Below are 11,545 nucleotides of genomic sequence, written 5' to 3' on the forward strand. Positions count from 1 at the left end.
ATGCTGAACAGCCTGTGGTGCCGGCGCCTGGCCGGCCTGCTTCTTTTGTGGGTGGCGGCCTTCGCGCGCGCCGACCTGTCGGTCGACATCGTCGGCGGCGGCGCCAACCGCTACCCGCTGGCGGTGCCGGCGTTCGCGGGCGAAGCGGCAGGCGATGCGCTGACCGGCATCGTGCGCGGCGACCTCGCGCTGACCGGCATGGTCGATCTCAAACCGGTGCCGGCAGGCGCCATCGCTGCCGACGCCGCCCAACTGAACGCGCCGGTGTGGCGCACGCTGGGCGCCTACGCGGTGCTCGCCGGGCGCATGAGCACGGGTGCAGGCGGGCTCACCCGCGTCGACTACCAGCTGGTGCAGCTCGCACCGCGCAAGGTGCTCGCCGAAGGCGGCTACGAAGTGCCGCCCGCCGCGCTCGCCGACGCTGGTCACCGCATCGCCGACGCCGTCTACCGCGCGCTGTTCGGCGAGCCGAGCTTCTTCCTCAGCCGCATTGCCTACGTGCTGAAGGAAGGGCGCGGCAGCTACGCGCTGCAGGTGTCTGATGTGGACGGGCGCAACGCGCGCACCGTGCTGCGCTCGAAGGAGCCGATCATCTCGCCGGCGTGGAGCCCGGACGGTGGCCGCCTCGCCTACGTGTCGTTCGAGACCGGCAAGCCGGTAGTGTGGGTGCAGGACCTCGGCAGCGGCCAGCGCCGCGTGCTCGCCAACTACCGCGGCAGCAACTCGGCCCCGGCGTGGCGCCCGGACGGGCAGGCGCTGGCGGTGGTGCTGACCACCAGCGGCAATTCGCAGATTTATCTGGTCGGCGCTGGCGGCGGCGCGCCGCAGCGGCTGACCCGCTCGGGCGCGATCGACACCGAGCCCGACTTCAGCCCGGACGGCAGCCGCATCGCCTTCGTGTCCGACCGCAGCGGCGGCCCGCAGGTCTACGTGATGCCGGCCACCGGTGGCGAGCCGCAGCGCATCAGCTGGCAGGGCAGCTACAACGTGTCGCCGCGCTTCTCGCCGGACGGCAAGCAGCTCACCTATATGCGGCGCGAAGGCGGCCGCTTCCGCGTGGTGGTGCACGATTTGGCCAGCAACGACGCGCGGGTGGTCAGCGACGAGGTGTACGGCGAGTCGCCGAGCTTCGCGCCGAACGGCCGCATGGTGCTCTTTGCGAGTGACGCAGGCGCGAGGAGCGTGCTGTGGGCGAGTTCGCCCGACGGCACCAGCAAGGTACGCCTGGGGACCGTCAGCGGCGAGGTGCAGGACCCCGCGTGGGGCCCGGCCCGCCCTTAAAGCATGTTCCAACACCGACCATTTTTCAGACCAAGGGGGTTTACCATGTTCAAGCGAGTTTTGATGGCTTCCGCAATCGCGTCGCTGCTGGCCGCGTGTTCGAGCACGCAGCCGCCGGCACCGGCCGACACCGCGCCCGCCGTACAGCAGCCGGTGGTGACCGCGCCGGTCACGCCGGCGGTTGACGCCGCCGCCGAGGCGCGCCTGGCTGCCGAGCGCGCGCGTCTGGCCAAGGAGAGCGTGTACTTCGACTTCGACTCGAACGCGATCCGCGCCGACCAGCAGGCCCGCGTCTCGCAGCACGCCGAGTTCCTCAAGGCGAACCCGGGCCAGCAGGCGCAGATCCAGGGCAACACCGACGCGCGCGGCAGCCGCGAGTACAACCTCGCGCTCGGCCAGCGCCGTGCCGAGAGCGTGAAGAACGCGCTCGAAGTGCTCGGCGTGAAGGGCGATCAGCTCGAAGCGGTCAGCTACGGCAAGGAGAAGCCGCGCGCCGAAGGCTCGAGCGCGGCGGACTTTGCCGAGAACCGCCGCGCCGACGTCGCCTACCGCTAAGCGGGCGGTTTTCCGGGCGGCTTGTCTAAGCTGGTCGGGTAGGGTGGGTGCCGTCGCGCCCGCCCCTTGCCCGAGGATTCCATCATGCCAAGACTGCTGCCCCTGACCCTGCCCGTCCTGTTGCTCGCCGCGTGTGCGGGCACGCCCCGCCCGTCGGCGTCGCCGCTCGAGCCGGTGGCGCCCCGTCCCGACCTCGCGATGGGCGGCATCGGCCCGGTGCTTGGCATCAGCCTGGGCGCCGCCGCGTGCCCGGGCGCGCCGCAGACCATGCTGTTCTATCCGTTCAGCGAGGCGGAGCGCAAGGCACTCGAAGAGAGCGCGCGTTGCCTGAAGGCCAACCCGGGCCAGCGCGTGGTGTTGCGCGGCCACGGTGCCGGTGACGCCGCGCGGCAGGCTGCGGCAGCCGCGCTGCAGGGCGCGGGTGCCAGCGCCGCGCAGATCGTGCCGAGCTTCGGTGCGGCGACCGCCGGCGACAAGCCGGCCGTCGAGCTCTATTACCCGCCCGTGGCACAACCCTGAACCGGCGGCGCCGCCGCCCCAAGTGGAGAACCGAATGTCCATTCGCCGTCTGGCCCCGCTCGCGCTACCGCTTATGCTCGCCGCCTGCGCGAGCACGTCCGAGCTCGACGAAACCCGTGCCCGTCTCGACCAGGTCAACCGCGAGGCGACCTCCCGCCTCTCGCAGATCGAGTCGCGGATCAGCAACGAGCGTCTGCTGGAAATGGTCGGCAAGGTCGACGCGATGCAGGCCGAGGTGGCCAAGCTGCGCGGCGACAACGAGATGCTGCAGTACCGGATCGGCGAGCTCTCCAAGCGGCAGAATGACTTGTACGCCGATATCGACCAGCGCCTCGCCCGCTTCGAGGGCGGCAGCGCGGCCGGCACGGCGCAGGCTGCGGCGGGCGCGGCAAACGCTGGCGGCGCACCCGCCGCCGACCCGGTGCAGGCTGCGTACGACGCCGCGCTCGCCCCCCTGCGCGCGCGCGACTTCGCAGGTGCCATCGTCCAGCTCAAGGCGTTCGCCGACGCGCACCCCGCTACGCCGCAGGCGGTGGACGCCACCTACTGGCGCGGCGTCGCGCATACCGCGCTTCGCCAGTACGACGCGGCGATCGACATCCAGCGCCGCTTCGCCGAAGAGAACCCCAACCATGCGCGCGCGCCGGACGCGCTGCGCAACGTCGCCAACGCCCAGCGCGAACTGGAGCAGGTCGACCAGGCGCGCGCGACGCTGCAGAAGCTGATCAAGCGCTACCCGAACTCGGACGCCGCCGCCAAGGCGCGCCAGCAACTGAAGTCGATGTAGAACCCTGCCGTTTCTTGATGTCAAGATAATAAATGGTAACGGGCGCGCGCCGCGTTCGGGTAAAATCCGGGCTCTCTCAATCTCAGCTAGACAGGCGGAATACGGCATGATCGAAGTCGGTATCGTGATGGGCAGCAACAGTGACTGGGACGTGATGCAGCACGCCGCGCGCGTGCTCAAGGAGTTCGGCGTCGCTTTCGAGACGCGGGTCGTCTCGGCGCACCGCACGCCCGATCTGCTGTTCTCCTACGCCGAACAAGCCGAGGCGCGCGGCCTGAAGGCGATCATCGCCGGCGCCGGCGGCGCCGCCCACCTGCCGGGCATGCTCGCCGCCAAGACCCACGTGCCGGTGCTCGGCGTGCCGGTGCCGTCCAAGTACCTGCGCGGCGAGGACTCGCTGCTCTCCATCGTGCAGATGCCCAAGGGCATCCCGGTCGCCACCTTCGCGATCGGCGAGGCGGGCGCCGCCAACGCCGCCTTGTTTGCCGTCGCGCAGCTCGCGACCACCCGCCCGGAACTGGCCGAAGCGCTCAAGGCGTTCCGCCGCCGCCAGGAAGAGACGGTGCTCGCGATGACGCTGCCGGAGGTCGAGTGATGGCTGCGATCCTGCCGCCCGCGATGCTGGGCATCATCGGCGGCGGCCAGTTGGGCCGCATGTTCACCGTCGCCGCCAAGACCATGGGCTACCGTGTCACCGTGCTCGAGCCCGACCCGCTCTCGCCGGCGGCCGAGTTCGCCGACGTGCACCTGTGCGCGCCGTACGGCGACGAGGCCGCGCTCAAGGCGCTGGGCGAAACCTGCGCCGCGGTGACCACCGAATTCGAGAACGTCGACGCAAACGCGATGCGCGCGCTCTCCGCGCTCACCCGCGTGTCGCCGTCCGGCGACTGCGTGGCCGTCGCGCAGGACCGCATCAGCGAGAAGGCGTGGATCGCCAAGGCCGGCCTGCCGACTGCGCCGTATCTGGCGCTGGAAGGTGCGGACGCGCTCGCCGGTTTTTCCGACGAGGCGTTGTCGGCTTACCTGCCGGGCATCCTCAAGACCGCGCGGCTGGGCTACGACGGCAAGGGCCAGGTCCGGGTGAAGACGCCGGCCGAGGCGCGCGACGCGTACGGCGAGCTTGGCGTCGCCTGCGTGCTCGAGAAAATGCTGGAGCTCAAGCTTGAAGTGTCGGCCATCGTCACCCGCGTGAGCGACGCGCAGTCGGCGGTGTTCCCGCTCGCCGAGAATCGCCACGAGGGCGGCATCCTCGACGTATCCATCGTGCCGGCGCGCGTGGCCCCCGCGCTTGCCGAACGTGCGCAGGCGATGGCGCTCGCGCTTGCCGACGCGCTGGGCTACGTCGGCGTGCTTGCCGTCGAATTCTTCGTGCTCGCCGACGACACCCTGGTCGTCAACGAGATCGCGCCGCGCCCGCACAACTCCGGCCACTACACGCTGACCGCCTGCGTGACCGACCAGTTTCAGCAGCAGGTGCGCGCGATGTGCGGCCTGTTGCCGGGCAAGACCACGCTGCTCACCTCCGTGGTGATGGTCAACCTGCTGGGCGACGTGTGGCAGGACGACGGCGGCGAGCCCGACTGGTCGGTGCTGATGGAGGCGCCGAACGCGCAGCTGCACCTCTACGGCAAGCGCGAGGCCCGCAAGGGCCGCAAGATGGGCCACTTCAACGTGATGGCCGACTCGGCCGACGCCGCGCTCGAACAGGCGCAGGCCTTGAAGGACACCCTCTAAAACCGATTGCAGGCGGCCCCCGGGCGCCGCCTTTTTACCTTTGCTTGTGGAAAGACCATGACCGGCATCACCTCGACCGACCTCAAGAGCCTGAACAAGATCTACGCGGGCAAGGTCCGCGACCTGTACGCGATCGACGATCAACGCATGCTGATGATCGCGACCGACCGCCTGTCGGCGTTCGACGTCATCCTCGACGACCCGATCCCGGGCAAGGGCCAGATCCTGACCGCGATCTCCAACTTCTGGTTCGACAAGCTCAAAGACGTGGTCCCCAACCACCTGACCGGCGACAAGCCGGAAGACGTGGTGTCGGCCGAAGACCTGCCGCAGGTCGAGGGCCGCGCGGTGGTCGCCAAGCGCCTGAAGCCGGTGCCGATCGAGGCGGTGGTGCGCGGCTACCTCGCCGGGTCCGGCTGGAAGGAATACCAGCGCTCGGGCACCGTATGCGGCATCGAACTGCCGGCGGGCCTCAAGGAGGCGTCCAGGCTGCCCGAACCGATCTTCACGCCGTCGACCAAGGCGGCGGTCGGTGACCACGACGAGAACATCGACTTCGCGCGCTGCTGCGAGATCGTCGGCGCGGAACTGGCCGAGAAGGTGCGCGACACCGCCATCCTGCTCTACAAGACCGCCGCCGAGTTCGCGGCCACCCGCGGCATCATCATCTGCGACACCAAGTTCGAGTTTGGCCTCGACGAAAACGGCACGCTGACGTTGATGGACGAGGCGCTGACGCCCGACTCCAGCCGCTTCTGGCCGGCCGACAGCTACGCCGAGGGCGGCAACCCGCCGTCGTTCGACAAGCAGTTCGTGCGCGACTGGCTGGAGGCGTCCGGCTGGGACAAGCAGTTGCCGGCGCCGGTGGTGCCGCTGGACGTGCGCGAGAAGACCGCGGCCAAGTACCGCGAAGCACTCGAGCGCCTGGCAGGCTAAGGCGCGATGGGCGGGGACGTGCTGCCGGTGCTCACGGGCGCAAGGCTGCGCCTCGTCCCCGCGTGCGAGCGGCACGCCCTCGCTTGCCTTGCCTACACGCTCGCCAATCGCGCCCACCTCGAGCGCTGGGAGCCGATGGCGCCGCCGCAGTGCTTCACCGAGGCGTTCTGGCAGGCGCGGCTGCGCGCCCGCGAACGCGAGTGGGAAGAGGGCAGCGGCTTCACCTACCTGCTGACGCTGCCGGGCGCGCCGGCGCGGGTGTTGGGCGCTGTGCACGTCTCCAATATCGTGCGCGGCGTGCTGCAGGCCGGCTGCCTCGCCTACAGCCTCGACGCGGCGCACCAGGGGCAGGGGCTGATGCACGAGGCGCTGACCGAGGTGATCGCCTTCGCGTTCGGCCCGCTCTGCCTGCACCGGCTGCAGGCCAACTACCAGCCGGACAATGCGCGTAGCGCGCGGGTGCTTGAGCGGCTGGGGTTCTGCCGCGAGGGCCTCGCCCGCGACTACCTGTATATCGGCGGCGCGTGGCGCGACCATGTGCTGACCTCGCTGACCAACCCCGCCTTCGACCCCGCGCCGTTCGGCGCCTGAACCCTGCCCGCAGCAGGGTTTGGCCGGCCAGCCCTTTCCGATATGATGGCGGCGTCTTCATGCAAACGTGCTGCCATGCCGCTAGATCCCGTCGTCCTCTTCTTCCTGCTCGGCCTGGGCGCCGGGCTCGCCCGCGCCGACCTCAAGCTGCCGGCCGCGCTCTATGAAAGCCTGTCGGTCTACCTGTTGCTCGCGATCGGCCTCAAGGGCGGCGTCGCGCTCGCCAAGTTCGCGTCGCCCGCGCTCGCGCTCGAAGTCGGCGCGGTGGTGCTGCTCGGCGCCGCGCTGACGGTCGCTGCCTTTGCCTTGCTGCGCCTGAAACTCGCGCGCGCCGACGCGGCGGCGGTCGCCGCGCACTACGGCTCGGTCAGCGTGGTCACCTTCGCGGTCGCGGTCAGCTTCCTCGCCCGCCAGGGTGTGAGTTGGGAACCCAAGCTCACGCTGTTCCTCGCGGTGATGGAGATGCCGGCGCTGATCGTCGGCGTGCTACTCGCGCGTTGCGGAGGGCAGCGCCGCGTCGAGTGGGGGCGCCTCGCGCACGAGGTGCTGCTGGGCAAGAGCATGGTGCTGCTCGCCGGCGGCCTGCTGATCGGCTGGGCGATCGGCGAGGCGGGCATGCAGAAGCTGTCGCCGCTGTATATTGACCTGTTCAAGCCGCTGCTGTCCTTGTTCCTGCTGGAGATGGGTCTGTTGACCGCCGCGCGGCTGGGGGAACTGCGGCACACCGGCGCGTTCATCGCCGTAGTCGCGCTGGCGGCGCCGCCTGTGTTCGCGCTGGCGGGCCTGGGCACCGCCGCGCTGCTCGGCCTGTCCGCCGGCGGCGCGCTGCTGCTCTCGGTGCTCGCCGCGTCGGCCAGCTACATCGCCGCGCCGGCGGCGATGCGCATCGCGGTGCCCGAGGCGAACCCGGCGCTGTCGCTGGCGGCGAGCCTGGGGCTGACCTTCCCGTTCAACCTGATCGTCGGCATCCCGCTGTACTGGTCGTTCACCCGCGTCTTCTGGGGGGTCTGATGGAATATCACCACAAGAAACTGCTGACCATCGTCTGCGAGGCGGTGCTCGAGGAGCGCCTGTCGCGCGACGTGCGCCGGCTGGGCGCGCACGGCCACACCGTCACCGACGCGCGCGGCGGCGGCCTGCACGGCAGCAAGCACGGCACCTGGAGCTTCGACCGCAATATCCGTGTCGAGGTGATCTGCGACGACGCGGTCGCCGACGCGATCGCCAGCCACGTCGCCGAGCGCTACGCGCGCGACTACGGACTGGTGCTCTACGTCAGCGACGTCGGCGTGATGCGGCCCGAGCGCTTCTGACACGGGTGCGGCCGCTGTTTATGCATTTGCGTTGACAACTTACTGACTGGTAAGTATCGTCGCCGGCAGGGGATTTACAGAAAAAACCGATACTTGCCGACACGAGGACGCCGCAATGAACGCTTACCCGCACCTGCTCGCCCCGCTTGACCTGGGCTTTACCACGTTGAAGAACCGTGTGCTGATGGGGTCGATGCACACCGGCCTCGAGGAGTCGGAGCACGGCTTCGAGAAGATGGCCGCGTTCTACGCGGAGCGGGCGCGTGGCGGGGTCGGCCTGATCGTCACCGGCGGCGTCGGTCCTAACGAGGAAGGCCGTGTCGCGCCGGGTGCGTCCATCCTCAACGACGAGGCCGAGGTGGCACACCACCGCATCGTCACCGACGCGGTGCACGAGGCCGGCGGCAAGATCGCGCTGCAGATCCTGCACACCGGCCGCTACTCCTTCCAGGAGAACCTGGTGTCGGCCTCGCCGATCTGCGCGCCGATCAACTTCTACCGTCCGCGCGAGTTGTCGGGCGACGATATCCTGCGCACCATCGCCGACTTCGCCGAGTGCGCGCGCCTCGCGCGGCTGGCCGGCTACGACGGCGTCGAGGTGATGGGGTCGGAAGGCTACCTGATCAACCAGTTCCTCGTGCGCCACACCAACCGCCGCACCGACGAGTGGGGCGGCAGCTTCGAGAACCGCAGCCGCTTCGCGGTGGAGACCGTGAAAGCGGTGCGCCGCGCGGTCGGCGACGACTTCATCATCATCTACCGCCTGTCGATGCTCGACCTGGTGAACGACGGCAGCACCTGGGACGAGGTCGAAGCGCTCGCACTCGCGATCGAGGCGGCCGGCGCGACCATCATCAACACCGGCATCGGCTGGCACGAGGCGCGGGTGCCGACCATCGCGACCATGGTGCCGCGCGCCGGCTTCGCGTGGGTGACCCGCCGCCTGATGGGCAAGGTGAAGATCCCGCTGGTGACCACCAACCGCATCAACACGCCGGACGTCGCCGAGGCGGTGCTCGCCGACGGTTGCGCCGACATGGTGTCGATGGCGCGGCCGTTCCTGGCCGACCCGGACTTCGTCAACAAGGCCGCCGAGGGCCGTGCCGACGCGATCAACACCTGTATCGGCTGCAACCAGGCCTGCCTCGACCATATCTTCCAGGGCAAGCTGACCAGCTGCCTGGTGAACCCGCGCGCCTGCCGCGAGACCGAGCTCAACTACCTGCCGACGACGGCGCCGAAGAAGCTGGCGGTGGTCGGTGCCGGCCCGGCCGGCCTCGCCTTCGCCACCGTCGCCGCCGAGCGCGGCCACGCGGTGACGCTGTTCGACGCCGCCGGCGAGATCGGCGGCCAGTTCAACGTCGCCAAGAAGATCCCGGGCAAGGAGGAGTTCTACGAGACGCTGCGCTACTTCGCGCGTCGCATCGAGGAAACCGGCGTCACGCTGAAGCTTGACCAGCGCGTCGACGCGGACGCGCTCGCGGGCTTCGACGAAGTGGTGCTCGCCACCGGCATCGCGCCGCGCCTGCCAGCGATCCCCGGCATAGCCCACCCGAAGGTGCTGTCCTACCTCGACGTGCTCAAATACGGCAAGCCGGTCGGCGCACGCGTCGCGATCATCGGCGCCGGCGGCATCGGTTTTGACACCGCCGAGTTCCTGACCCAGCAGGGCGGGTCGACCTCGCTGGATGTCGAAGCGTTCATGCAGGAGTGGGGCGTCGACATGAGTGGCCAGAGCGCCGGCGGCCTGGCCGCTAGCGGCCCGCAGCCGCACGCGAGCCCGCGCGAGGTGTGGCTGTTGCAGCGCAAGAGCAGCAAGGTCGGCGAGGGGCTGGGCAAGACCACCGGCTGGATCCACCGCGAGAGCCTGAAAATGAAGCGGGTGAACATGGTGTCGGGCGTGCAGTACGAGCGCATCGACGACGCCGGCCTGACCGTCACCATCAAGGGCGAGACGCAGACGCTGCCGGTCGACAACGTGATCATTTGCGCCGGCCAGGACCCGCTGCGCGAACTGCAGGCGCCGCTGCAGGCGGCCGGCAAGACCGTGCACCTGATCGGCGGCGCGGACGTGGCCGCCGAACTCGACGCCAAGCGCGCGATCGACCAGGGCAGCCGCCTCGCCGCGTCGATCTGACCCCGAACGGCGGGCCTTGCCCGCCTCACAGGCAACAAGCCCTGCGTGCACCGTACGCAGGGCTTGTCTTTATCCTGCTGCCGCGGTTTACAGCCTCGGTTCGACCGCGTCCCTGAGGTTCTGCTCGGAGAGCTTGCCGGTCAAGCGCGCGACCACGCGGCCCTCGCGGTCGAGTACCACCGTGAACGGCAGGCCGCCCGCCTGGTTGCCCAGGGAGCGCATCAGCGCGAGGGTGTCGGCGTTGCCGACCAGGATCGGGTAGCGCACGCCCAGCGTGCGCGCCATCGCCGCCGCGCTCTTGGCGTCTTCCAGCGCGATGCCGACCACTTCGCCGCCTTTGCCCTGCCAGCGACCGCGCAGCCGCTCGAGCAGCGGCATTTCCTCGCGGCAAGGCGCGCACCAGCTCGCCCAGAAATTCACCACGACAACCTTGCCGCGGTAGTCGGCGAGCGTCTGCGTCTTCCCTGCAAGGGTGGCGAACGGCGTGCCGGTCAGCGCCGACGCGTGCGCGGCGGGGGCAGCGAGCGCCAGCAGCGAAGACAGCAGGATTGCCAGTGGCAACAATCGTTTCGTTTTTCCAACCATGGTGACTATCTTGTCCTATACGGGAGTGTCGGCGCACCGGCCCGTCTGGCCGGCCAAAGCTGTCGTGTTAGAATCGCCGATTGATTTTGCTGCGGAGTGAGCATGGCCATCCTAGTCTGCGGGGCGATCGCCTACGATACCCTGTTTTCGTTCGAAGACCGCTTCGACAGCCAGATCCTGCCCGACCAGTTGCACAAGATCTCGACCACCTTCCTCGCGCCGACCATGCGCCGCGAGTTCGGCGGGCCGGCCGGCAATATCGCGTACAGCCTCGCCATGCTCGGCGAGAAGCCCATCCTGATGGGCGCGGTCGGCGAGGACTTCGCGCCCTACCGCCAGCACCTGAAGCACTTCGGCGTCGACGACCGCTTCGTGAAGGTGATCCCCGGCCAGTATACCCCGCAATGTTTCGGCATCGCCGACCGTGACGGCAACCAGCTGATGGCGTTCCACCCCGGCGCGATGAATTACGGCGACAGCAACCATATCGCCGACGTGCCCGACGCGGTCGACGTCGCCATCCTGTCGCCGGGCGGGCGCGCGGCCTTCCTGCAGCACTCGCGCGAACTTCACGCGGCGGGCATCCCCTTCGTGTTCGACCCGGGCCAGGAGCTGCCGCTGCTGTCGGCCGACGAGATCCGCGAGATCGTCGAGATGGCGAGCTACCTCGCGATCAACGACTACGAGAGCGAGCTGATCCGCGAGCGCGCCGGGCTGACCCTGGACATGCTGCGCGCACAGGTGAAGGCGCTGATCGTCACCCGTGGCTCCAAGGGCGCCGAGATCTACGCCGACGACAGCGTGCACCTGATCCCGCGCGTGCAGATGGACGCGCCGCCGATCGACCCGATGGGCTGCGGCGACGCCTTCCGCGCCGGCCTTCTGTACGGCATCCGCCACGGCCTCGACTGGCGGGTGACCGGGCGGCTCGCCAACGTGATCGGCGCGATCAAGGTCACCAGCAACGGCCCGCAGAACCATTTCTTCGACTGGGGCAGGCTCTCCGAGCTGTACCTCGCGAGTTACGGCGAGGCCCTGCCGCTGCCGCAGGGGATGGCCGGCGCTTGAAGTGCGCGGCCGGCGTCCCCATCATCACAAGATTACAAA

At 69.5% G+C, this 11,545-nt stretch carries 13 protein-coding genes; 12 read left to right on the forward strand and 1 reads right to left on the reverse strand.

The window, feature by feature from the left end:
- From tolB to E5K04_RS03530, 11 genes are all read left to right on the forward strand, one after another.
- Entirely contained in the window at nucleotides 1-1,281 is a 1,281-nt protein-coding gene (gene tolB, locus E5K04_RS03480; RefSeq protein WP_136551523.1) for a Tol-Pal system beta propeller repeat protein TolB, read from the forward strand.
- A gap of 63 nt (nucleotides 1,282-1,344) precedes the next feature.
- Complete coding sequence (gene pal / locus E5K04_RS03485; protein ID WP_235844237.1) at nucleotides 1,345-1,836, forward strand: peptidoglycan-associated lipoprotein Pal; 492 nt, start codon at nucleotides 1,345-1,347, stop codon at nucleotides 1,834-1,836.
- An 84-nt stretch (nucleotides 1,837-1,920) separates the two neighbouring features.
- Nucleotides 1,921-2,355: a hypothetical protein gene (locus E5K04_RS03490; RefSeq protein ID WP_136551525.1), complete on the forward strand. Its 435-nt coding sequence runs from the start codon at nucleotides 1,921-1,923 to the stop codon at nucleotides 2,353-2,355.
- Nucleotides 2,356-2,389: 34 nt separating this feature from the next.
- Complete coding sequence (ybgF, locus tag E5K04_RS03495) at nucleotides 2,390-3,142, forward strand: tol-pal system protein YbgF (protein ID WP_235844238.1); 753 nt, start codon at nucleotides 2,390-2,392, stop codon at nucleotides 3,140-3,142.
- A gap of 106 nt (nucleotides 3,143-3,248) precedes the next feature.
- Nucleotides 3,249-3,737 (forward strand): 5-(carboxyamino)imidazole ribonucleotide mutase, encoded by a 489-nt coding sequence (purE, locus tag E5K04_RS03500; RefSeq protein ID WP_136551526.1) that lies wholly within the window; start codon nucleotides 3,249-3,251, stop codon nucleotides 3,735-3,737.
- Nucleotides 3,737-4,876, forward strand: coding sequence for a 5-(carboxyamino)imidazole ribonucleotide synthase (locus tag E5K04_RS03505; protein WP_136551527.1), 1,140 nt, complete (start codon nucleotides 3,737-3,739; stop codon nucleotides 4,874-4,876). Before purE ends, E5K04_RS03505 begins: the two co-directional genes overlap by 1 nt.
- A gap of 57 nt (nucleotides 4,877-4,933) precedes the next feature.
- Entirely contained in the window at nucleotides 4,934-5,812 is an 879-nt protein-coding gene (locus E5K04_RS03510; RefSeq protein WP_136551528.1) for a phosphoribosylaminoimidazolesuccinocarboxamide synthase, read from the forward strand.
- A 6-nt stretch (nucleotides 5,813-5,818) separates the two neighbouring features.
- Nucleotides 5,819-6,403 carry a GNAT family N-acetyltransferase gene (locus tag E5K04_RS03515; protein WP_136551529.1) on the forward strand — a complete coding sequence of 195 codons (585 nt, stop codon included), beginning with the start codon at nucleotides 5,819-5,821 and terminating at the stop codon, nucleotides 6,401-6,403.
- 75 nt (nucleotides 6,404-6,478) lie between these two features.
- Nucleotides 6,479-7,414, forward strand: a complete 936-nt coding sequence (locus tag E5K04_RS03520) for a sodium-dependent bicarbonate transport family permease (RefSeq protein WP_136551530.1) — start codon at nucleotides 6,479-6,481, stop codon at nucleotides 7,412-7,414.
- Nucleotides 7,414-7,716, forward strand: a complete 303-nt coding sequence (locus tag E5K04_RS03525; protein WP_136551531.1) for a P-II family nitrogen regulator — start codon at nucleotides 7,414-7,416, stop codon at nucleotides 7,714-7,716. Before E5K04_RS03520 ends, E5K04_RS03525 begins: the two co-directional genes overlap by 1 nt.
- Nucleotides 7,717-7,831: 115 nt before the next feature.
- Entirely contained in the window at nucleotides 7,832-9,853 is a 2,022-nt protein-coding gene (locus E5K04_RS03530; protein WP_136551532.1) for an NADPH-dependent 2,4-dienoyl-CoA reductase, read from the forward strand.
- Between the two features lie 87 nt (nucleotides 9,854-9,940).
- Here the strand turns inward: E5K04_RS03530 and E5K04_RS03535 are convergent, their stop codons facing one another.
- Entirely contained in the window at nucleotides 9,941-10,414 is a 474-nt protein-coding gene (locus E5K04_RS03535; RefSeq protein WP_235844240.1) for a TlpA family protein disulfide reductase, read from the reverse strand.
- A gap of 126 nt (nucleotides 10,415-10,540) precedes the next feature.
- Between E5K04_RS03535 and E5K04_RS03540 the strand changes: the two genes are divergently transcribed.
- Nucleotides 10,541-11,506 carry a carbohydrate kinase family protein gene (locus E5K04_RS03540; RefSeq protein WP_136551534.1) on the forward strand — a complete coding sequence of 322 codons (966 nt, stop codon included), beginning with the start codon at nucleotides 10,541-10,543 and terminating at the stop codon, nucleotides 11,504-11,506.
- The last annotated feature ends 39 nt before the right edge of the window (nucleotides 11,507-11,545 follow it).

It is taken from the genome of Crenobacter intestini (assembly GCF_004919095.1).
Taxonomy (GTDB): Bacteria; Pseudomonadota; Gammaproteobacteria; order Burkholderiales; family Chromobacteriaceae; genus Craterilacuibacter; species Craterilacuibacter intestini.

Coding starts and splice junctions, on each gene's coding strand:
- E5K04_RS03530 (WP_136551532.1), top strand. CDS start 7,832: ATGAACGCTTACCCGCACCTGCTCGCCCCGCTTGACCTGGGCTTTACC.
- ybgF (WP_235844238.1), top strand. CDS start 2,390: ATGTCCATTCGCCGTCTGGCCCCGCTCGCGCTACCGCTTATGCTCGCC.
- E5K04_RS03515 (WP_136551529.1), top strand. CDS start 5,819: ATGGGCGGGGACGTGCTGCCGGTGCTCACGGGCGCAAGGCTGCGCCTC.
- E5K04_RS03525 (WP_136551531.1), top strand. CDS start 7,414: ATGGAATATCACCACAAGAAACTGCTGACCATCGTCTGCGAGGCGGTG.
- pal (WP_235844237.1), top strand. CDS start 1,345: ATGGCTTCCGCAATCGCGTCGCTGCTGGCCGCGTGTTCGAGCACGCAG.
- E5K04_RS03520 (WP_136551530.1), top strand. CDS start 6,479: ATGCCGCTAGATCCCGTCGTCCTCTTCTTCCTGCTCGGCCTGGGCGCC.
- tolB (WP_136551523.1), top strand. CDS start 1: ATGCTGAACAGCCTGTGGTGCCGGCGCCTGGCCGGCCTGCTTCTTTTG.
- E5K04_RS03505 (WP_136551527.1), top strand. CDS start 3,737: ATGGCTGCGATCCTGCCGCCCGCGATGCTGGGCATCATCGGCGGCGGC.
- E5K04_RS03510 (WP_136551528.1), top strand. CDS start 4,934: ATGACCGGCATCACCTCGACCGACCTCAAGAGCCTGAACAAGATCTAC.
- purE (WP_136551526.1), top strand. CDS start 3,249: ATGATCGAAGTCGGTATCGTGATGGGCAGCAACAGTGACTGGGACGTG.
- E5K04_RS03540 (WP_136551534.1), top strand. CDS start 10,541: ATGGCCATCCTAGTCTGCGGGGCGATCGCCTACGATACCCTGTTTTCG.
- E5K04_RS03490 (WP_136551525.1), top strand. CDS start 1,921: ATGCCAAGACTGCTGCCCCTGACCCTGCCCGTCCTGTTGCTCGCCGCG.